The organism is Williamsia sp. 1138, assembly GCF_002095435.2.
GTDB lineage: Bacteria > Actinomycetota > Actinomycetes > Mycobacteriales > Mycobacteriaceae > Williamsia.
The window spans coordinates 181,787-200,724 of record NZ_MJEJ02000052.1; the positions used below are offsets into that span (position 1 = coordinate 181,787).

The 18,938-nt window shown below is 66.3% G+C and carries 18 protein-coding genes; 10 read left to right on the forward strand and 8 right to left on the reverse strand.

All coding sequences use genetic code 11. From position 1 onward, the window contains the following. Positions 1–136: 136 nt before the first annotated feature. From BH683_RS24380 to BH683_RS24400, 5 genes are all read right to left on the reverse strand, one after another. Positions 137–928, reverse strand: coding sequence for a putative hydro-lyase (locus tag BH683_RS24380; protein ID WP_084838872.1), 792 nt, complete (start codon positions 926–928; stop codon positions 137–139). Then, the gene (locus BH683_RS24385) at positions 925–1,803 is read right to left on the reverse strand and encodes a 5-oxoprolinase/urea amidolyase family protein (RefSeq protein ID WP_084838873.1); all 879 of its coding nucleotides are present in this window, start codon (positions 1,801–1,803) and stop codon (positions 925–927) included. The genes BH683_RS24380 and BH683_RS24385 overlap by 4 nt, the downstream gene beginning before the upstream one ends. Beyond that, entirely contained in the window at positions 1,800–2,414 is a 615-nt protein-coding gene (locus BH683_RS24390) for an allophanate hydrolase subunit 1 (RefSeq protein ID WP_084838874.1), read from the reverse strand. The genes BH683_RS24385 and BH683_RS24390 overlap by 4 nt, the downstream gene beginning before the upstream one ends. Beyond that, the gene (locus BH683_RS24395) at positions 2,411–3,142 is read right to left on the reverse strand and encodes a 5-oxoprolinase subunit PxpA (RefSeq protein WP_084838875.1); all 732 of its coding nucleotides are present in this window, start codon (positions 3,140–3,142) and stop codon (positions 2,411–2,413) included. The genes BH683_RS24390 and BH683_RS24395 overlap by 4 nt, the downstream gene beginning before the upstream one ends. Positions 3,143–3,227: 85 nt before the next feature. After that, positions 3,228–3,728: a MarR family winged helix-turn-helix transcriptional regulator gene (locus BH683_RS24400; protein ID WP_084838876.1), complete on the reverse strand. Its 501-nt coding sequence runs from the start codon at positions 3,726–3,728 to the stop codon at positions 3,228–3,230. 62 nt (positions 3,729–3,790) lie between these two features. Here BH683_RS24400 and BH683_RS24405 point away from each other — a divergent pair, with 62 nt between their 5' ends. Continuing rightward, complete coding sequence (locus BH683_RS24405) at positions 3,791–4,951, forward strand: FUSC family protein (RefSeq protein WP_246833568.1); 1,161 nt, start codon at positions 3,791–3,793, stop codon at positions 4,949–4,951. Here the strand turns inward: BH683_RS24405 and BH683_RS24410 are convergent. After that, on the reverse strand, positions 4,891–5,493 hold the full coding sequence (locus BH683_RS24410) for a TetR/AcrR family transcriptional regulator (RefSeq protein ID WP_084838877.1): 603 nt from the start codon (positions 5,491–5,493) through the stop codon (positions 4,891–4,893). The two genes, BH683_RS24405 and BH683_RS24410, sit on opposite strands and share 61 nt — an antisense overlap. 96 nt (positions 5,494–5,589) lie before the next feature. On the opposite strand from BH683_RS24410, the gene BH683_RS24415 reads away from it, so the two are divergent. Together BH683_RS24415 and BH683_RS24420 are read left to right on the forward strand one after the other, a co-directional pair. Further along, entirely contained in the window at positions 5,590–6,729 is a 1,140-nt protein-coding gene (locus BH683_RS24415; RefSeq protein WP_084838878.1) for an acyl-CoA dehydrogenase family protein, read from the forward strand. 24 nt (positions 6,730–6,753) lie between these two features. Then, entirely contained in the window at positions 6,754–7,728 is a 975-nt protein-coding gene (locus tag BH683_RS24420) for a TIGR03564 family F420-dependent LLM class oxidoreductase (protein WP_246833569.1), read from the forward strand. Between the two features lie 118 nt (positions 7,729–7,846). Here BH683_RS24420 and BH683_RS24425 read toward each other — a convergent pair whose 3' ends face one another. After that, complete coding sequence (locus tag BH683_RS24425) at positions 7,847–8,788, reverse strand: ROK family protein (protein ID WP_084838879.1); 942 nt, start codon at positions 8,786–8,788, stop codon at positions 7,847–7,849. Between the two features lie 199 nt (positions 8,789–8,987). Here BH683_RS24425 and BH683_RS24430 point away from each other — a divergent pair, with 199 nt between their 5' ends. Further along, positions 8,988–9,938 (forward strand): hypothetical protein, encoded by a 951-nt coding sequence (locus BH683_RS24430; protein WP_143696124.1) that lies wholly within the window; start codon positions 8,988–8,990, stop codon positions 9,936–9,938. Positions 9,939–10,028: 90 nt separating this feature from the next. Here the strand turns inward: BH683_RS24430 and BH683_RS24435 are convergent, their stop codons facing one another. Continuing rightward, positions 10,029–11,246 (reverse strand): thiolase family protein, encoded by a 1,218-nt coding sequence (locus BH683_RS24435; protein ID WP_084838881.1) that lies wholly within the window; start codon positions 11,244–11,246, stop codon positions 10,029–10,031. Positions 11,247–11,390: 144 nt separating this feature from the next. Here BH683_RS24435 and BH683_RS24440 point away from each other — a divergent pair, with 144 nt between their 5' ends. Genes BH683_RS24440 through BH683_RS24465 form a run of 6 tightly spaced genes read left to right on the forward strand, consistent with a single transcriptional unit; the run spans position 11,391 to position 18,748 of the window. Continuing rightward, positions 11,391–12,542 carry an MBL fold metallo-hydrolase gene (locus BH683_RS24440; RefSeq protein WP_348639233.1) on the forward strand — a complete coding sequence of 384 codons (1,152 nt, stop codon included), beginning with the start codon at positions 11,391–11,393 and terminating at the stop codon, positions 12,540–12,542. Beyond that, positions 12,539–15,058: an HAD-IC family P-type ATPase gene (locus BH683_RS24445; protein WP_084838882.1), complete on the forward strand. Its 2,520-nt coding sequence runs from the start codon at positions 12,539–12,541 to the stop codon at positions 15,056–15,058. The genes BH683_RS24440 and BH683_RS24445 overlap by 4 nt, the downstream gene beginning before the upstream one ends. A gap of 17 nt (positions 15,059–15,075) precedes the next feature. Next, positions 15,076–15,264 (forward strand): Rv0909 family putative TA system antitoxin, encoded by a 189-nt coding sequence (locus tag BH683_RS24450; protein WP_084838883.1) that lies wholly within the window; start codon positions 15,076–15,078, stop codon positions 15,262–15,264. Next, positions 15,203–16,522, forward strand: coding sequence for a lipase family protein (locus BH683_RS24455; RefSeq protein WP_246833570.1), 1,320 nt, complete (start codon positions 15,203–15,205; stop codon positions 16,520–16,522). The genes BH683_RS24450 and BH683_RS24455 overlap by 62 nt, the downstream gene beginning before the upstream one ends. 57 nt (positions 16,523–16,579) lie before the next feature. Continuing rightward, positions 16,580–17,017 (forward strand): SRPBCC family protein, encoded by a 438-nt coding sequence (locus tag BH683_RS24460; RefSeq protein ID WP_084838884.1) that lies wholly within the window; start codon positions 16,580–16,582, stop codon positions 17,015–17,017. Between the two features lie 60 nt (positions 17,018–17,077). Continuing rightward, complete coding sequence (locus BH683_RS24465; RefSeq protein WP_084838885.1) at positions 17,078–18,748, forward strand: substrate-binding domain-containing protein; 1,671 nt, start codon at positions 17,078–17,080, stop codon at positions 18,746–18,748. Positions 18,749–18,938 lie beyond the last annotated feature (190 nt).

An 18,938-nucleotide genomic window follows, 5' to 3' on the forward strand; every position in this document is an offset into this window, starting at 1 on the left:
CGACGAGCCAATCCGCCCGCCGACCGTGCCGATACTGAAATCGACTGGACCAAAACATCATTGCGCGAGAAGTTATTGGCACGCTCGATGACGACTTCGGCACGGTCGACGGTGATATCGGCACGCCCGGGGGACGTCAGGGGACGAGGTAGTCGCTGTCCCGGGCATCGGTGATCACCATGTGACCGGGGGCATGACCGATGGCCAGCGCCGGCCGCGACTCCATGACCGCGGCCTGAGGTGTCACGCCGCAGGCCCAGAACACCGGGATCTCGCCGGGCCGGATCTCGACTGCGTCGCCGAAATCGGGGACACCTAGATCGTCGATACCGATCGCCCCGGGATCGCCGATGTGAACGGGAGCCCCGTGGACGGCTGGGTAGCGCGAGGTGACGCGCACGGCGGTCGCGACGAGATCGGCAGGTACCGGACGCATCGACACCACTTCTGGCCCGTGCAGACTTCCGGCCGGGCGGCATCGCTTCGACGTGCGGTACATCGGCACGTTGCGGCCCTGTTCGATGTGGCGCACGGGTACTCCGGCGTCGAGGAGTGCGGCTTCGAAGGTGAAGCTGCAGCCGATCAGGAAGGACACCAGGTCGGGGCGCCACCACGACGTGACGTCGATCGTCTCGGCGACCATCTCTCCGTGCTCGTAGACGCGGTAGAGCGGGACGTCGGTGCGGATGTCGCCGTCGCCCAGCAGTGGCCCGGTGACGTCGCCGGCATCGATCACATCGAGCACCGGGCAGGACTTCGGATTGCGCTGCGCGAAGAGCAGGAAATCGTAGGCGTCCGCGCGGGGCAGTGTCAGGAGGTTGGCTTGCGTCCAGCCGGGTGCCCATCCTGCGGTGGGTGTCACGAGACCCTCGCGGAAGAGTGCACGCGCGGCGTTCGGATCGATGGCAGCGGCATCGGGGTGTGTCATCGCCGACTCCAATGCAAGCGCACCGACTGACCGGGACGAATCTGCGCCGCGACATCGGTGTCTTCATCGACGAGGACCGCTACCACGGGATAACCACCGGTCAGGGGGTGGTCGGCCAAGAAGATCACCGGTTCGCCGTTCGGCGGCACCTGGACCGATCCGCGCACCAAACCTTCGCTGGGTAGCTGCCGGTCCTCGTCGCGGTGCCGGAGCCCGGGAGCCCTGCCGCTCAAGCGCATTCCCACGCGGTCACTGTGATCGGACGCCCGCCAGACCGTATGCACCAGATCGTCGATGTCGACGACCCAATCGTCTCGCGGTCCACGCAGCACATTCAACTCGACCTCGCCGGCCGCGGGTGTGGCGACGGCGGCGACATCGAGATCCGGGAGATCGCCGGGTCGCTGTCCGATGGCCAAGGTGTCGCCCTCGGCGAGACGCTCGGGTCCGAGCCCGGACAGGGTGTCGGTGCTCCGCGAGCCCAAGGTGGGTTCCACGACGACACCGCCGCGAACGGCGACGTACGCGCGTAGACCCGCACGTGCCGTCCCGAGCGTGAGGGTGCCGCTGGCGGGGACGACGAACGCGGCATTGCGGCCGACGGGCACCGGTCCGGAGCCGCTGTCCACCAACACCTCCAGGTCGGCGCCGGTCACCGCGAACCAGGTCTCGTCGCCGGCGCGCAGGGACAGCCCGCCGAGCGTCACCTCCAGCGCGGCAGCTCCCTCGGGGTTGGCGAGAAGACGGTTGGCCAGGCCGTACGACCGGCGATCGGCGGCACCTGATCGCCCGACACCCAACGCGGCCAGGCCCGCCCGGCCACCGTCCTGGACGGTGGCCAGGGGACCGGTGGCGAGAATCTCGAGTGAACTCATGACTCGGCCCTCCGAAACTGGACCCGCGTTCCCGGCTGCAGCAGTGCCGGGGGGTCGCGGTCGACGTCCCACATCGGTAAGTCCGTGTGTCCCAGCAATTGCCAGCCACCGGGGGACGACCGGGGGTAGATCCCGCTGAACTCCCCAGCCAACCCGACAGCCCCGGCCGGGACCTTGGTGCGCGAGGTGTCGCGGCGCGGCACCTCCAATCGGGCATCTCCGCCGATGAGATAAGCGAAACCCGGTGCGAAGCCTCCGAACGCGACCTTCCACGCGGTTCCCGTATGTGCCTCGATGACCTCGTCGACGTCGAGGCCGGTCAGGCGGGCGATGTCGTCGAGGTCGGGGCCGTCGTAGACCACCGCCACCTCGACCACGGGTCCGTCGTCGAGTGTTGTTGTCTCGGTGGGCGACAGGGCTTTCAGGTCTTTCTGAAGGCGAGGTATCACCTGCGGTGCGTCACCGATCACCAACACGGTCCGGGCGCCGGGCACCAGGTCGACCACCCCGGGCAGGGCGGCGTCGCGAATCGCTGTGGTCCAACCGATCACCTCATCGGTGTCGGCGACCTCGAGAAGCAGTGCACGGTCACCGTAGTTCAGCAGATTCACGTGAATGCCTCCAGATCAACACCTTCGGATGTCAGTAGCTCCCGCACCGCCCGTGCCATCTCTATGGCCGCAGGTGAATCACCATGCACACACACCGAATCCACGTCCACGGAGACGACCGAACCATCGACGGCCTCGACGTGACCGTCGGTGACCATCCTCAGCACCCGCGCTGCCACCTCGGCCGGATCATGCAGAACCGCGCCGGGTTCCTTCCTCGACACAAGAGTCGCCTTTGGCGTGTACCCGCGGTCGGCGAACGCCTCTCGCACCACCCGTAGTCCCTGTTGTTCCCCGAGCGCCAGCAGCCGAGAACCGGGGAGACCGAGCAGTGCCAATCCTGGGTCCACCGAGATGATCGCGTCGACGACCGCCTGTGCGTGCTCCTCGTGATGAACCGCCGTGTTGTACAGCGCGCCATGGGGTTTGACGTACGTGACGCGTCCGCCTGCCGCACCGGCCAGTGCCTGTAGGCCGCCGATCTGGTAGACGATGTCGTCGGTCAGTTCTGTCTTCGAGGCGTCGACGAAGCGGCGACCGAATCCGGCGAGGTCGCGATACGCCACCTGCGCGCCGATGCGGACGCGGCGTTCGACCGACCAGCGTGCCGTCCGGGCAATGGTGCTGGGGTCGCCGGCGTGGAATCCGCAGGCGATGTTCGCGCTGGTCACCAGGTCGAGCATCGCCTTGTCGTCGCCGAGTTCCCAGCGGCCGAAGGATTCGCCGATGTCAGATCATCCTCGCAGATGCGGACGTCGGCACCAGCGTCTGGCGAGATGAATCTGAATATAGTATCAGTTTGCGCAAGCCGATCTACTGCGGTAGGGCCGCCGATACCTTGCGCAGCAACGTGATCAATTGCGCCCGCTCCTGCGGGCTCAGTGATTCGAGGATCTTGGTGTCCCGGGCGAGCCGGCGTGGGAACTGGGTGTCGACGAGTTCGCGGCCGGCTTCGGTGAGCTCGAGTAGCACCACCCGACCGTCCCGGTCCGAGCGACGTCTGCGCACCAGTCCGATGTCCGAGAGGCGTTCGGTGAGTTTGGTGATCGAGGCGCCACTGAGCATCGTCGTCGAGACCACCTCGCTGGCCCGAAGTGGCCGCTGTGCCCTGGCGAGGGCGCCGAGCACGTCGAACTCCGAGCGGCCGATGGAATGCGCCTCGAGGTCGCGGTCGAGGGAGTGCGTCAGCGCAGAGGCGATGCGGTTGATGCGGCCGAGAACCTCGACGGGCGTCGTGTCGAGGTCGGGGTAGGCCTCTGCCCACTCGCGTCCGATCCGTTCGACGATGTCGTTCGGCGCGCTGTCTGACGTCACCGGCTCATCGTAACCGTCTCCTGATATTTAGTTCACTAGTAAAATAGTGATAAAATACCGTGGTGCCCGATACCTTGATGTCCACAACCACTGTGCTGTCTGAACAGGCCCGCCGGAGTGGGGCGGCGTTCCGTCATCTCTGCTCTCCGCGCACCTGGTGGAGCGCCGCGGTGACGCTGAACCGCGGAAACACCGCGATTGCGCCCGCGGTTCGCGTAGGTGTCGCAGTCGGTCTCGTCCTTGTTGTGGGTGGTCTCCTCGGTCACCGGGACCTCGCCGGATTCGCCGCACTGGGGTCGCTGACCTCGGCATTCTGTCGGGCAGATCCCTATCGTGTGCGCCTTCCGAGGCTGCTGGTCGTCGGTGGGGCGGTGGTGCTCTACGTCGGACTCGGGGCGATCCTCGGTGCGTCGGGCTCGTCGATCGCCGTGCAGGTCGTGGCGGTGTCTCTGGCCGCCGGGTTGGCCGCGCTGCTCGTGTCGGCGTTGCGGCTGATGGGCCCGGGAGCGGTGGTGTTGATCTTTGCCGCAGCGGGTGCTGCCGGGTTCGCCACGACGGTGGGTGACGTGGGACGACTGATGGCCGCTGCGATCGTCGGGTCGTTCGTGGGCATCGCGGCCTCGCTCGCACCCTGGGCGTGGGATGCGTTCCGAGGCGACGACGGGCACCGGATCGCCGAACGCGCGGGTGTCCTTGTCGCTCTGCGCGGTGTCCTCGGTCGCCGTCTGCTCATGCGGTCGGCGCGCATCGTTGCTGCATGCGCGATCGCGGCCACCATCGCCGTGGCCGCCGGCCTGCAACATCCGATGTGGGCTGCCATGGGAGCGCTCGCGAGCCTGCAGGGAATCGACTACCACGCCACCGTGCACCGTGGAGTGCAGCGGCTACTCGGAAATCTCGGCGGCGCTGCGGTGGCGATCGCCTTGCTGGCGCTACCGCTGGGTTACTGGGGTGCCGTGGCGCTCATCGTGGTGCTACAAGTGGCCGCCGAGATCCTCGCCACCGTCAACTACGCACTGTGTTCTCTGGCAGTGACCCCGATGGCCCTGCTGCTCACCGGACTCGGCGCCGGCCTGACCGCCGACGTCGCGGTCGACCGAGTGGCAGACACTGCGGTGGGGGTGGTGTGCGGCGTGGTGCTGGCAGCCTTGACGGTGGCCCATCACGAGTTCGCAGGCAGTGACCCGATCCCCGTGGTGAGCAGCTCCGCGAGTTCGAGGTAGGCCTGTGAATCGTCGAGTCCTACAGCTTCTTTGATGCCGCGCTGCTGAATGCGCACCATGACGGAGGCGGCGACGTCGGCGACGAAAGCGGCGTGGACGTCCCGGACGTCACCGGCCGCAGCGCCCTCGATGATGAGATCGCGTACCCGCTCGGCCGCGGCCCGGGTGTTGTGCTCGTACACATCTCGGGCAGGCGGGTAGGCGGCAAGATCATCCATGAACTGTTCGGACGCCGGGGCCAGTGCGGCCCCGACCGCCGTCAGATACGCCGTGAGCCGGGCGCGGGTTCCGACTCCGGTGGCCACTGCGCCCTCGACTTCTGCGGTCGCGGCCCGAAAGAAGTGCACGGTGACCGCTTGGACGAGGTTTCCTTTGCTGCCCGCCAAGGTGTACAGCGTGGATTTCGAGCAACGCAACCGGGCGGCGATCTCGTCGAGGGTCAGGTGCGCGAACCCCTCGGACAGGAAAAGCCGGACGAGCGAGTCGAACAATTCGGCCCGGCGCGCGGTGGCATGAACTCCTGGGGCGGTGGTCGGGACCATGGCTTGATAGTACTGCTTGACGACGTCCAGTACTGTTATGAGTACTGAAGCTCGCGTGCCAGTACTGTCGCGCGAGGACGACCAAGGGAGATCGCGATGTCCGTCAACCGGCTGCTGCCCACCGAAGAGGCCCGTGACCTGGTGCAATTGGCGAGTGATGTCGCCGACAAGACCTTGAGGCCCATAGTCGACGAATACGAGAAGGGCGAGAAGTACCCGGACGAGGCTTTCACAGTGCTGGGTCAGACGGGGCTGCTGAGCCTCCCGTATCCCGAGGAGTGGGGCGGTGGCGGTCAGCCGTATGAGGTGTACCTGCAGGTCCTCGAAGAGCTCGCCGCGCGCTGGGCCGCAGTCGCCGTGGCGGTCAGTGTGCACAGCCTCTCGTGCCATCCGCTGATGATGTTCGGTACCGAGGAGCAGAAGCAGCGCTGGCTTCCGGAGATGCTCGGAGGCGAGAAGATCGGTGCGTACAGCCTGTCGGAACCGCAGGCCGGTTCCGATGCCGCGGCGCTGAACTGCAAAGCCGAGGCCACAGGCGGCGGTTACCGGGTGACCGGGGCCAAGGCCTGGATCACCCACGGTGGTGTCGCAGATTTCTACAACCTCTTCGCGCGCACTGGTGAAGGGTCAAAAGGCATCTCGTGTTTCCTGGTTCCCGGCGACACCGAAGGTCTGACCTTCGGCAAGCCCGAAGAGAAGATGGGCTTGGCCGCGGTCCCGACGACCTCCGCGCACTACGACGGCGCGTTCGTGCCCGAGGAGCGTCGTATCGGCACAGATGGTCAGGGACTGCAGATCGCGTTCAGCGCGCTCGATTCCGGGCGCCTGGGCATCGCAGCGGTGGCGGTCGGAATCGCGCAGGCCGCCCTCGATGACGCGGTGGCCTACGCCAAGGAGCGAAAGACGTTCGGCAAGAAGATCATCGATCACCAGGGTCTGGGATTCCTGCTGGCGGACATGGCCGCTGCCGTCGACTCGGCGCGGGCGACGTACCTCGACGCCGCGCGACGCCGTGATGCCGGCCTGCCGTACTCCCGCAATGCGTCGGTGGCGAAACTGGTCGCGACCGACGCCGCGATGAAGGTCACCACCGACGCGGTCCAGGTCTTCGGTGGCTATGGCTACACCAAGGACTTCCGGGTCGAGCGGCTCATGCGCGAAGCGAAGATCACCCAGATCTTCGAAGGCACCAACCAGATTCAGCGGCTCGTGATCAGTCGGTCGCTCGCGGGCTGACGGCGCGCGCTCGATAAAATCATCGTGGGTCTTGGTCGCCCGATCGGAATGGCGATGCGCGGCGACGACGTTGGTCGAGACATGACTCTCGGAGTGGCTCTCAGCACGCCTGGTGACGGAAACGCAGTCGACGGGGTCGTCGCACTGGCACGCGAGGCGGTCAGCGCCGGTCTGATCTCCGCTTGGCTCGGGCAGCGATTCGACTACGATGCGATCACCCTGGCCGGGATCATCGGGCGTGAGATCCCCGAACTGCGGGTGGGGACGTCGGCAGTCCCGATCTTCGCCAGACATCCGTCGCTGGTGATCGGCCAGGCTCAAACAGTCCAGGCCGCCACGCACGGACGGTTTCAGCTGGGCCTGGCGTTGGGGAGCTCACTGACCGAGCGCGCTTTCGGGGTCCCGTTCTCGCGGCCGGTCGCCCTGTTGCGCGAATTCCTCACCTCCGCGCGCGCTCTGGTCACGACCGGGACCGCCGACCATCACGGCGAATTGCTGACTGTCGCACCACCCTTTCCCGCAGTGGTTCCCGGCGCCGGCACGGACCTGCCCATACTTGTCGCGGCCATGGGGCCCAAGGCGTTGGCGGTAAGCGGCGAGCTTGCCGACGGAATCCTGCCGTTCCTGGCCGGCCCCGCAACACTCGAGCGCCACATCGTTCCTGTGGTCAACGCGGCTGCAGAGGCGGCCGGGCGACCGCCGGTGCGGATCATCGCATTCGTTGCGGCAGTGGTGACCGGCGACGTCGAGGCGGGGCGCGAGTCGGCGCGCGCCGCGATGGGGTTGTACAACACCATCCCCTCGTACCGGCGGGTGATCGAACTCGAGGGAGCACGCGAAGCCGCCGACCTCGCGCTCGTCGGGTCCGCGGCGCACGTTCGTGCCGGTGTCAAGCGCTATTTCGACGCGGGTGCCACCGAGGTGGTGCTGACGCAGACCGATCTTCTCGGGATCGGCGTACAACGCGACACCTGGAATGCTCTGGGCGACCTACGTTGACGCTGGTCATTTGCCACGGTTCATGCACGCCCTCGACAACATGTTGTCGCGCAAGCATTTCCGCAGGAGGAATCCCTACTCTGCGCCCATCGGTGAAGGCGTGCCGGCCTGATCCGGGTCAGGGTTGTAGGCCCACCAGATCACGCCGGTACACCAGGGCGGCCGCGCCGGTGAGCGGCGCGGTCTCCGGTAGTCCGGCGTCGACGACGTGCACTCGCGAAACATACTCCAGTGGGTGACTGCTGACGACCTGTGCGATCATCGGGACCAGATCTGTTGCAACTCGGGAGAATCCGCCGCCGATGGCCACCACGTCGGTCTCGACCAACGCGCAGGCGCTGCAGATCGCCTGCCCGACGGCCTCGGACACCCGGACGACGGCGCGGCGTGCGATCGGATCACCGTTCCGATAGGACCGGGCGAGGTCTTCGCCGGTGTGCCCGCTCCACCCCTGCGTATTCGCCCAGGCCACGGTGTGTGGGCCGGAGGCAACGGATTCGAGAGTGGTTCGGCTGCCGATGCTGAGTTCGCCCGTGAAGCCGGATATCTGGATCTGGCCGATGTGCCCGGAATTGCCTGCAAGGACCCGGCCGCCCGAGATGAAGCCGCCGCCGATTCCGGTGGAGATCACCATCCCCAACAAGTTGCTGGTTCCGGCTGCGTTACCCAGCCAATGTGCGGCCAGTACGATGGCCACACCGTCGCGATGGAAATGAACGGGTTTGTCGCCCAGAGTGTCTCGGACGCGCTCGGAGACAAGGGTCCGCAAGGGGTAATCGCGCCACTGCGGGATGTTGATGGGCGACAGTGTGCCCGCCCGTTCATCGATCGGCCCGGCAGCGGCGATTCCGGCACCGATGATCGTGGCGTTCGAGGGGGCGTGGCTCAGCGCGTGGTCGACCACCGCCAGGACGGCGGCGTCCAGGTCTGCGGGCGACGAGTCACCGCCCGTCGGCGCCCGGCTCCGAGAAGCGTCGAGCACCACCCCGTCCGGGTCGACCAGCGCGGCTTCCACTTTCGTGCCACCGAGGTCGAGCGCCAACACCAGTTCATTCGCCACCGCTCCAGCGTAGTGGCCCCATCTCCATCACCTCCCACAAACGCTCCACCTTTACAAAGCCGCTCCACAAATATGTGGAGCGGCTTTGTATTTGTGGAGCGTCTGATGGTTGTCCACAGTAGGCAAGCTATCCACAGCCATCGATCTGGACGGCATGGATGCGGCAGGTGGGCGGAGGTGGTGCTCCAGGATCGGACAGGTGGGGGAACACGAACTGACACCGGACGGGCTCATTCTGCGCCGCAACGCGCGTACGGCAGGCCTGAGCGACCACTCGCTCCAGGCAGCAACTCGGCACGGCACGCTGGAGAGGGTCTACTGGGGGATGTATCTGCCGAGTGGGTCGGCCGGAGAACTGCTGACTCGTGAACAGCGGCAACACCGGTACCGATACAAGGTTCTCGGAGCAGTCGACGCGGGGCGTGGCGACAAAGCGGTCAGCCATTGGTCGGCGGCAGCGCTGTGGGGAATGCCGATGTTGGGAGGTGATCTCGAGCGGGTGCATTTCACCGCCAACCGGGCCGGCGGTGGTCGCGATCGCACTCGTGCCTGCACCCTTCATGCAACGCCCTGGCAGCCGGATGAGGTCATCGAACTGCCCGGACTCCTGGTGACGACACCGGCGCGGACGGCGGTCGACATCAGTCGCGCCGGCACCTTCGAGCAGGGAGTCTGCGCGTGCGACGCCGCGCTGCGTATGGGAGCGACGCGTCTCGAACTGGAGACCATCGTCGCTCGGGCCGGTCGACGAAAAGGCATCGGCACTGCACGACGAGCGGTGGCATTCGCCGATGTCGCAGCGGAGAGCATCGGTGAATCTTGGTCGCGCGCATTGATGTCCGCCATGGGTGATATCCCGGTACCCGAGCTGCAACCGGAGATCCATGACTCGGACGGTGTCTTCGCGGCGCGAACCGACTTTCGTATCAAGGGCACACTGTTGGGAGAATTCGATTGGTACGACAAGTACATCCGCTACCTTAAGCCGGGTGAATCGCCTGCCGATGCGGTCTACCGGGAGAAACGACGCGAGGAGCGTCTGAACGAACTGGGGTTCACCGTCGCTCGGTGGGGCTGGGACGATCTGATGAACCCCGACCGATTGCGCCGGATCCTTCGCAACGGCCTGCGCAGAACGGGATACGCCTAGGCCCACCCGTAAACGCTCCACAAATACAAAGGCGCTCCACATATTTGTGGAGCGCCTTCGTATTTGTGGAGCGTTTGGGAGGGCGGGGGGTTACAGCCGTTCGATGATGGTGGCGTTGGCGAGACCGCCTGCCTCACACATCGTCTGCAGACCGTAGCGTCCGCCGGTCTGTTCCAGCGCGTTGACCAGGGTGGTCATGATGCGGGCTCCGCTGGCCCCGAGTGGGTGGCCCAGTGCGATGGCGCCGCCGTTGACGTTGGTCTTGCTCAGGTCTGCGCCGGTGTCCTTGGCCCAGGCCAGCACGACCGGCGAAAAGGCCTCGTTGACCTCGAACAGGTCGATGTCGGAGATCGACAAACCGGCTCGGGCGAGCACTTTCTGGGTCGCCGGGATGACGCCGGTCAGCATGTAGATCGGGTCGGAGCCCACGACGGAGAAGCTGTGCAAGCGGGCGAGCGGCCTGAGGCCGAGTTCCTTCGCCTTGGCGCTGCTCATGATCAGGACCGCGGCACTGCCGTCGGACAGTGGACTCGAGTTCGCTGCGGTGATCCGCCAGTCGATCTGTGGGAACCGCTCCTTCATCGCCGGGTTGTAGAAGGCCGGCTTGAGGGTGGCTAGCTTTTCGATGGTCCCGCCCGGACGGATCATCTCGTCGGAGGTCAGACCCGCGAGCGGCACGATCTCGTTGTCGAACCGGCCCGCCTTGGTCGCCGCTGTCGCCTTGTCATGGCTCGAGATGGCGAACTCGTCGAGTTCGGTACGGGAGAATCCCCAGTCGGCTGCGATCAGCTCGGCGCTGTACCCCTGTGGGATGAAGCCCTCGGGATAGCGCTGCAGCAGCGCCTCGCCGAACGGGTTGGAGCCCGGACGGACATCCGACATCATCGGAACCCGGCTCATCGATTCGACGCCGGCAGCGATCACCACGTCCTGGACACCGGACATCACGGCCTGCGCGGCGAAGGAAATCGCCTGCTGGCTCGATCCACACTGACGATTCACCGTGGTCGCCGGCACCGACTCGGGGAAACCCGCGGCCAGTACCGCATTGCGGCTGATGTTCTGACCCTGCTCATCGGCCTGGGTGACGTTGCCGGTGATGACATCGTCGACCAGAGCGGGATCGATGCCCGTCTGCTCCACCAGGGCCTTCAGGCTGTGCGCCAGCATGTCCACCGAATGGACACCATTGAGACCACCGGCACCCACTATCTGTCCAGCTCCGCCTTCGGCTGCGTGTCCCGCTTTGCCCTTGCCGATCGGCGTGCGTACCGCACCGACGATGACCGCGTCGACTATTTGACTCATCACTGCCTCCTGTTGGCTGACTATGTCTGATAAAAGTCAGATATACGCCGAGTTATTCCTGGTGTCCAGACGCCAGAGGAAAGATCGGCGGTGAGGGTGGTTCGAGCCGGATGTCCGGTGGACCTGGCCGGTAGTGTGTCCTGCGTGGTGCGTCTTCCGAATCTCATGACCGGTCCCAGGCTCCTGACCAGTGCCGCCACCGCCGGAGTCGCGCTCGCCGCGGCCGGTGTCACCGCCGGGGGTGAGGTCTATCGGGCAATGGGGGCACCCAAAGATCTTGTGCTCCCGCATATCAGCGGTTCGCCGCGCCAGCAGGGCGGCACCTTCGCGAACGTCGAACCTGCGACCCCCGTCGAAGGTGACCGCGCGGCGGCGCTGGCGATGCTGCGCCGCGGTGACATCGGCAAACCCTCGAAGCGCCTGCAATTCGACGTCACGCCTCTACCTCAGGAGGCCGCTGACCTCGCCGCGACGTGGATGGGTCATGCCTCGGTCCTGGTAGAACTCGATGGTCACCGCATCCTGACCGATCCCGTGTGGAGCAAACGCTGCTCACCATCGAGCATCGTCGGGCCCGCCCGCATGCACCCGGTGCCGCACGCCCTCGATGAGCTGCCCTCGCTCGACGTCATCCTGATCAGCCACGACCACTACGACCACCTCGACACCGCGACGGTCCGCAAACTCGCGGTTCTGCATCCGGAGGCGACGTTCGTGGCGCCGATCGGGGTCGGGGCTCATCTGGAGTACTGGGGTATCGACTCGGAGCGTATCCACGAGGCCGACTGGGGTGAGTCGATCACGATCGGCGATCTCACGTTCAACTGCTGCCCGGCCCGGCACTTCTCCGGTCGCGGTCTGCAGCGCAACACCACTCAATGGGCGAGCTGGGCCGTGGCGGGTCCGAACAACAACTTCTTCTTCTCCGGCGACTCCGGAATCACCGACGCCTTCGAACAGGTTGGGTCCGACCACGGACCGTTCGGCCTGAGCCTGATCGCGATCGGCGCGTACGACCGGCTCTGGCCCGACATCCACCTCAACCCGGAGGAGGCGGTCGAGGTGTACCGGATGCTCAACGGCGACAAGCTCTCCGAGTCACTGCTGTTGCCCATCCATTGGGCCACCTTCAACCTCGCGCTACACGAGTGGGCTGATCCGGTCCAGCGGCTGTTACCCGCAGCCCAGGTACATCAGATCCCGCTGATCACACCGATGCCGGGAGCCCACTTCGACGTCACCTCACGCACGGGACACGGATTCGACAGCCAGTCCTGGTGGGAGGTCGCCGCATGACCGCCGTCGACGAGGCGCACGTCGCCACCGGGCTCACCAGGGCCCAGGTTGCAGAGCGGGTCGCCGCCGGGCAGGTGAACGTGCTGCCGGACCGCTCCGGACGGACGGTCGGCCAGATCGTCCGCGCCAACGTGTTCACCCGTATCAACGCCATTCTCGGTGTGCTGTTCATCATCGTGATGAGTACCGGTTCGGTCATCAACGGCGCCTTCGGCCTGCTGATCATCGCGAACAGCGGTATCGGCATCATTCAGGAGATCCGTGCGAAGAAGACCCTCGACGCCCTCGCGATCGTCGGTCAGACCCGGCCGATGGTGCGCCGCGACGGTGTGGCCGCGGAGATCGCGCCGAGCGAGGTGGTCCTCGACGACATCATCGAGCTGGGTCCGGGCGACCAGATCGTCGTCGACGGTGACACCGTCGAATCGGCGTCGCTCGACATCGACGAGTCGCTGCTCACCGGCGAGGCCGACGCGGTCGACAAGGCGCCCGGCGACCACATCATGTCGGGCAGTTTCGTCGTGTCGGGGTCAGGCGCCTATCGGGCCACCAAGGTCGGCCGGGACGCCTACGCGGCTCAACTCGCCGAGGAGGCAAGCAAGTTCACGCTCGTCGACTCCGAGTTGCGGAGCGGCATCGACAAGATCCTGAAGATCATCACCTGGCTGCTGATCCCGGCCGGACTCCTGACGATCATCAACCAGCTGTTCATCAGCGACAACGGCATCAAGGCGTCGCTGCTGGGCATGGTCGCAGCCCTGGTGCCGATGGTCCCCGAAGGCCTGGTGCTGATGACGACCATCGCCTTCGCGGTAGGGGTCGTGCGACTGGGCAGACGGCAGTGCCTGGTCAACGAACTGCCCGCGATCGAAGGTCTCGCCCGCGTGAACGTCGTCTGCGCCGACAAGACCGGAACGCTGACCGAGAACGGCATGCGGCTCTCGGAACTCGTTGCGGTGCACGGTGAGCAGGCCGATCTGCAGCAGGCCGACCTCCAGCTGGCACTGGCAGCCCTGGCCGCGCACGACCCGCGCCCGAACGCCAGCGTGCAGGCGATGGCCGAGGCATTCCCCGATGCGCCCGACTGGACCTCGACGCACATCGCACCGTTCACCTCCGCGAAGAAGTGGAGCGGGATCTCGTTCTGCGACGCCGCGTCCGGTGACGATCGCGGCAACTGGCTGCTCGGTGCGCCCGACATGCTGCTCGATCCCGACGGCGACACCGCCGCGCAGGCAAGCGATCTCGGCTCGGGCGGGTTGCGGGTACTCCTGCTCGCCTCGACGGATGTGCCGGTCGATTCCGAGGCCGACGGCCTGAGCGCCCCCGGTGCGGTCAGCGCGCGTGCGTTGATCGCGCTCGAGCAACGCGTCCGCCCGGATGCCCGCGAAACGCTGGACTACTTTGCCTCACAGAATGTGTCGGTGAAGGTGATCTCCGGCGACAACGCCGTGTCGGTCGGCGCGGTCGCGGGTTCCCTGGGGCTCGGTACCGTCGACGACGCCGTCGACGCCCGTAGCTTGCCCAGCGAGCAGGACCCACTCGCCGATGTCCTCGAGGGTCACACCACTTTCGGCCGGGTGCGTCCCGACCAGAAGCGGGCGATGGTGGGGGCGCTGCAATCCCGTGGCAACACGGTCGCGATGACCGGCGACGGCGTCAACGACGTCCTGGCCCTCAAAGATGCCGACATCGGGGTCGCGATGGGGTCGGGCAGCTCGGCGAGCCGGTCGGTGGCGCAGATCGTGCTGCTCGACAATCGTTTTGCCACCCTGCCGTACGTGGTCGGCGAAGGTCGCCGGGTGATCGGCAACATCGAACGGGTCTCCAACCTGTTCCTCACCAAAACGGTGTACGCGGTACTGCTCGCGCTGATGATCGGGATCGCCGGGGTCGCGGGCAAGATCTTCGGCTTCACCCCGATCTCGTACCCGTTCCAGCCGATCCACGTCACCATCTCGGCGTGGTTCACGATCGGTATCCCGGCCTTCATCCTCTCGCTCGCCCCCAACAACGAACGTGCCCGCACCGGCTTCGTGGGCCGGGTGCTACGGCTGGCGATCCCGTCGGGCATCGTGATCGCGGTCTGCACCTTCGTCGCGTACGCGATCGTCTATCCGGGCGGCGGCGGCGTGGAGCTGGGTAGCAAAGATTCGATCGACATGACCCCCGATCAGATGCAGGCCGCGACCACTGCGCTGATCACGCTGATCTCCATCTCCCTCTGGGTACTGGCGGTGGTCGCCCGGCCGTACAACTGGTGGAAGATCCTGTTGATCTCGGGGTCCGCGCTGGCCTATGTCCTGATCTTCAGCCTGCCGCTCACCCAGGACCTGTTCAAGCTCGACCCCACCGATTGGGCCAAGACGAGTGTGGCCCTGATCGCCTCGGCGATCGGGATCATCTTGGTGGAGTTGCTCTGGCGGCTGAATCCGGTCATCGCGAGTTGGTCGAGTAGGCTGAACTCCCGATCTTCACAGAAAGACACCGTCGAAACAGCACGTTCGGGCGGGTAGACCAGAAGGAGGATCCCATGGATCTCAAAGGCCTGATCAACAAGGGCAAGTCGACGTTGAGCAAGAACACCAAGATCATCGATCAGGGTGCCGACGCGGTGAACAAGGCCACCAAGGGCAAGTACGCCGGCCAGGTCAGGAAGGGTGCGGACGCCGCGAAGAAGTTCGCACAGGACGACAAGAGGAACCCGGGCCAGCAGCACTGACAGGCACCCGATCAAGAAGCTGACCACAGCGCTGATCGCGCCGGCAGTCGCACTGCTCGCGATCACCGCGTGTTCCACCACCGGCGACGACGACGGCCAGGCGCCGCCGTCGTCGCCGAGTGCGTCCGCGGGCTCGTCTGCGGCGACGTCGCCATCGCAGCCCCCGGCGCCCACGCCCGCAGAGCGGGGCGACATCGTCACGCAGGCGACGTTCGATGCCGGTTCCGAACTCCGAGCCGCCGGAACCCTGACCCGCGTGGTCTACCGATCCACCGCCGGGTACGGAGGCGGTTTCGGCACAGAGGTCTCCGGGGTGATCGCCGTTCCCGAGGGCGACCCCCCTCCGGGCGGCTGGCCGATCGTCGCCTTGGGCCACGGCACCACCGGCACCGATCCGAGTTGCGGTCCGTCGGACTATCCCGACCTGCTCGGCGAAGACGGCAATGTGACCCGCTTGCTCAATCGTGGGTTCGTCGTTGCCGCCAGTGACTACCAGGGGCTCGGGACCGCGGTGAGCAACCCCAGGCCGCATCCCTATCTCGAGCCGAGAACCGTTGCCTTCAACATGATCGACGCGGTGCGCGCCGCCCAAAACGTGGTCCCGGACACGTCCGACCGCTGGGCGGCCATCGGGGCGTCCCAGGGCGGACAGGCCGCCTGGGCGTCCGCAGAGGCGGCAGGCGACTACGGCCAGGGACTGGAGTTCGTGGGTGCGGCGGCGCTGGCGCCTGCCGCGGATGTCTCACCCATCACCGACGCCGGAATCGACACCAAGTACACCGACGCCCAGAAGATCTTCATCCCGAACCTGGTGGCGGGGCTTCGTGAGGTGTATCCCGATCTCGACCCCGACGACTACATGCGGGGCGGTCTCGCGGCAGGGGCCGACGTGTTCACCTCGTGCGGCCCGACGTCGACGGCGGATCGCTTCAGCGCTGCCATGTCGATCGCTCCCGGCGATGCCGCGATCGCCGATCAGGAGGCCGCCGACCGGATCCGCGAGATCCTGCAGGGTGATGCACTGCCTGCTCGCCGGGCGGATGGTCCGTTGTTCGTCGCGTACGGAGACCAGGACACCATCATCCTGCCCGCCTGGACCACAGCGGCGCTGCAGCGTGCCTGCGCGGCGGGCGACGTCGTCGAGGTCGTTCGCAAACCGGACGGCGGGCACACCAATCTCGGGGTCACCACCACCGCCGTCGACTGGATCTCCGATCGTTTCGCGGACCAGCCGGCACCGGATAGTTGCCCCGTCTGAGGGGACACGGGCGGCCGCTCGCACCACTGCGTCGACTCGGACGCTAACGTCAGCGGCATGGCAAAGGTCAAAGACTCGATCAAGGTGGGATTGACGCCGGCACAGGCGTGGGAGCATGCGCTGGACCTGTCCCGATTCGGTGACTGGCTCGTCATTCACGACGGGTGGCGCAGCGAGCTCCCGGGGCCGGGAGAGATCGGCAAGGGCACCGAGGTGTCGTCGGTCGTGGCGGCCAAGGGCACCCGGGTGCGCTTCAACTGGGTCGTCGACGAGTACGACCCGCCCCGTCGCGTGAGCCTGAAGGGCGACGGCAAGGGCGGTGTGAAGGTCACCCTGATCCTCGAGGTCGCTCCTGATGGTGACGGCGCCGACCTCACCTTCGAGCTCGAACTCGGAGGCCTGCCGATGATCGGGCTCGCCGGCCGAGCGGCCGCGAAGGTCGTCAAGGGCGACATCCACACCTCACTGCAGAAGTTCCACGACCTCTACGCCTGACCTCGCCGCGGTCGCCGGTGTGTATAGAATCCGGCGAACCTCGAAACAAGGTGGTGAGGGATGGGTCGACATGGAGTCGACAGCGACGCCGAGGAAGAGTTCGGATTCAGCGGACACCGTGACGGCGGGCGGGGGAGTGGGGGACGGTGGGCCCTTGTCGCTCTGGTGCTGGTCGCGGTGTTGGTGGCGGGACTGATCTTGTGGCGCACTGTGTGGGACGGGTCAGGGACCGATTGCGATTCCCGGGAAGCGGTGGCAGTGATCGCCGACCCGTCGATGGCCGGCACCCTGAAGCCGGTGGCTGCCGAGGCGTCGGGTGACTCCTGTTACGACTTCACCGTGACCGCTGTCAGCGGCGCGAACGTGGCAGGGCAGCTGACCAAGGGTGATCAGGCTCCGGATCTGTGGATCGCGGATTCTCAGACGAGGGCACGCAAGGTCACCGACCAGGTTCGTGTGGCACCCGACATCATCGCCGATTCCGTCGCCGCAAGCCCTGTGGTTGTCGCGGGCAAAGATGTTGCGCCGTTGAACAATTGGGTCGACGTCATGACGCTGCCGGGGCTGCGGCTCGGCAATCCGATCGACTCGAGTACCGGAGATGCCCCGATCGTCGGCGCGCTGGCCGCCGAGCAGGACGGGGCGATCACCCGCAAGGAGTTCACCGACGCGATGACCTTGCTGGCGCTGCAGCAGGGCAACGCGCGCGTCGGCGGCGACTCCGACGGTGACCGGCTCGCGGTCGCGGCGGGCAGTGATTCTCCGACCGTCGTCAGCGAACAGCATTTCATCGAGTTCCAGCGCGCGAATCCGGAGAGCGGTCTGACGCCCTCGGTCCCGGCGGACGGGACCATGGTCCTCGACTACCCGATGCTCAACACCGCGTCCGCCGCCCGCAAGGACACCATCGCGCAGGCAGGCGCGAAGCTCGTCGAACAGATCGCGTCCGATCAAGGCGCAGAAGCTTTGACCGAGAGCGGCTTTCGTACGTCGGTGGATGAACCCGGCCCTGAGGGCGGGGTCGGTCAGGTGACGGTGCTGACCCTCAAGGATCCGGCCCAGGAAGACAAGGCGTTGCGGCAATGGGCGGTACTCGGCGTGCCGATCCGCAGCCTGGTCGTCGAAGATGCCTCGGGCTCGATGGAGGAACGTGCGGGCGACTCCACGCGTGCGGAAATGCTCGTGGAGGCCAGCCAGAACGGACTCAAGCTGTTCCCGAACAACACCGCATTGGGTGCGTGGCTGTTCTCGATCAACATGGGCGGGCAGGGACAGGACTGGCTCCCGATCGCGCCCATCGAACGCCTCGACACCGTCGATGCGGACGGACAGACGCACCGCGCGTACCTGGAGTCGCAGATCGTCACCTTGCCGGACCGCCTCGGTGGTGCGACCGGTCTCTACGACACCACGCTGGCAGCGTTCAAGGAGGTGCAGGACAGCTACGACCCCAACTTCTCCAACAGCGTCATCCTCCTGACCGACGGTCAGAACGAGGACGACAACTCCATCAGTCTGCAGGGGCTCCTTGCCGAGCTCAAGGCGCTCGAGGACCCGGCCAGGCCGGTGTTGATCCTGACCATCGGTATCACCGAGGATGCTGACGCGGACTCGCTGCAGCAGATCGCAGATGCCACCGGCGGGACCAGCTATATCGCGGAGTCGGCAGCGGACATCTCGACGGTGTTCGTCGATGCGGTGGCCTCGCGGATCGAGGCGGCCGGGCGTTAGCTCATCGCTGAGATCACGAAAGATCGTGAGACCGACGTCCATCGGATTCAGGCGATGCGATCGACCAGATCAAGGGCCGAGGCGCAGGGCTGGACTATGGCGGAAAAGGGCCGGTGGGCAGGGATAACACGCCCGCGCTTAAAGCTGGCTGAGTTCTGAGAGATTCCTGTCAAAGTCCCGCCAAACGGAC

Bases quoted from the DNA above. Each gene is read 5' to 3' on its own strand.
- BH683_RS24380 (WP_084838872.1), bottom strand. From the start codon at position 928: ATGACACACCCCGATGCCGCTGCCATCGATCCGAACGCCGCGCGTGCA.
- BH683_RS24385 (WP_084838873.1), bottom strand. From the start codon at position 1,803: ATGAGTTCACTCGAGATTCTCGCCACCGGTCCCCTGGCCACCGTCCAG.
- BH683_RS24410 (WP_084838877.1), bottom strand. From the start codon at position 5,493: ATGGTCCCGACCACCGCCCCAGGAGTTCATGCCACCGCGCGCCGGGCC.
- BH683_RS24415 (WP_084838878.1), top strand. From the start codon at position 5,590: ATGTCCGTCAACCGGCTGCTGCCCACCGAAGAGGCCCGTGACCTGGTG.
- BH683_RS24435 (WP_084838881.1), bottom strand. From the start codon at position 11,246: ATGAGTCAAATAGTCGACGCGGTCATCGTCGGTGCGGTACGCACGCCG.
- BH683_RS24445 (WP_084838882.1), top strand. From the start codon at position 12,539: ATGACCGCCGTCGACGAGGCGCACGTCGCCACCGGGCTCACCAGGGCC.
- BH683_RS24450 (WP_084838883.1), top strand. From the start codon at position 15,076: ATGGATCTCAAAGGCCTGATCAACAAGGGCAAGTCGACGTTGAGCAAG.
- BH683_RS24460 (WP_084838884.1), top strand. From the start codon at position 16,580: ATGGCAAAGGTCAAAGACTCGATCAAGGTGGGATTGACGCCGGCACAG.
- BH683_RS24465 (WP_084838885.1), top strand. From the start codon at position 17,078: ATGGGTCGACATGGAGTCGACAGCGACGCCGAGGAAGAGTTCGGATTC.